The 1515-nt window shown below is 68.2% G+C and carries 1 protein-coding gene; it reads right to left on the bottom strand.

The window, feature by feature from the left end; all coding sequences use genetic code 11:
• Positions 1-1008, bottom strand: a 1008-nt coding sequence (locus GT354_RS34395; RefSeq protein ID WP_161360289.1) for a tryptophanase, incomplete at its 3' end; no start/stop codon positions are given.
• Positions 1009-1515 lie beyond the last annotated feature (507 nt).

The raw sequence follows: 1515 nt of genomic DNA, 5'->3' as shown, positions 1-1515 counted from the left end.
GGCCGGACGCATCATCGGCAGGCCCACCTTGTCCAGGGCGTCGGCGAACCACGCGGCGGTCTCGGCCCGGTACGCCAGATAGGCGGGGTCGAGGACCTCGCGCAGCCCTTGGACCAGGGCTTCCAGGTCGCGTCCCGCGAGTCCGCCGTAGGTCGGGAACCCTTCCCAGGCGATCAGGAGCTCACGACAGCGTGCCGCCGTCCTCGAATCGCGCAGGGCGAGCATGCCGCCGGTGTTGGACATGCCGTCCTTCTTCAACGAGGCCCAGCAGCCGTCCGCGAGGTCGAACATCGCGCGGGCCGCCTCACGCGGACTGCGGTCCTGCCAACCCGGCTCTCGGACGGTGATCAGATAGGCGTTTTCGGCGAAGCGTGACGCGTCCAACAGGAACGGCACCCCGTACGTCCCGCACATCTCCCGTACGGCCCGCAGGTTCTCCAGCGCTACGGGCTGGCCGCCGCCCCCGTTGTCGGTGACCGTCATGATCACCGCCGCCACCCGCCCGCCGTCGGGGCCGGCCAGCAACTCCCGCAACCGGTCGAGATCGATGTTGCCCTTGAAGGGCGCGGTAGCGGTGAGATCGGCGGCCTGCGGAGACGGCAAGTCCACCGCCTGGCATCCCCGCTGTTCGATGTTGGCGCGGGTGGAGTCGAAGTGCATGTTCGCGGCGGTGATCTGCCCGGGGCGCAGCAGCGTGGTGAAGAGGATCCGCTCGGCCGCGCGGCCCTGATGAACGGGAACGACCTCCGGGAAACCGGTCAGTTCCCGCACGCTCTGCTCGAACCGCTCATACGACGAGCCCCCCGCGTACGACTCGTCCCCACGCATCACGGCCGCCCACTGCGCGGACGACATCGCCGTGGTTCCGGAATCGGTGAGCAAATCGATGGTCACATCGCAGGCGTGCACGCGAAAGATGTTGTAGTCGGCCTCGGCCAGAATCCGCTGCCGCTCCTCGACGGTGCGGAAGGAAAGGGGCTCCACCGTTTTGATCCGAAACGGCTCCATCGTCGCTCTCCGCTCCGATTGCCGGGCTCACCGCCCATCCCCATCGGAAGACGCGTGGCGGTGCCTCACGAACGTCCTCGCTTGCATCCCGCGCGCAACCGCGCGCAACAAGGCGGTGGTGGCGACGCCCTCGAAACGGCGCCCGGGAGACGGGTCGAAATCTCGCGTGGATGGCCTGAATCAGCGTACTACCGACGCATCATTCGGACATTTCGGGCTGTGGTTTTGCAGTGGTTGTCGGTGTGCGGCTGCCGCTGTGACCTGGGGTGTTGCAGATTGGTTGAGAACGTGTCGTGGTGGTCCGGGTGAGGGCCGTAGGGGCCTGGCCCGGGGGTGTCGCAGTTTCGTCGGGAACGCGCGGGTGTGTTGCACACAGCCTGGTACGCCTGAAGGCCCCTGCTCGTGTTTGTGCTGGTCCTGGGCTCCTGCCCTGGGCACAGGGCCGGGATGGTCTACCGCTTGGGTGTGCGGGACCCCGGGGTGCCGGGGTGCCGGGGTGCCGGGGTG

The sequence above is a fragment of the Streptomyces sp. SID3343 genome (genome assembly GCF_009865215.1).
Lineage (GTDB): Bacteria > Actinomycetota > Actinomycetes > Streptomycetales > Streptomycetaceae > Embleya.
Note: the sequence above shows the minus strand (reverse complement) of the source record. Positions and strands in the feature narration are given on the sequence as shown.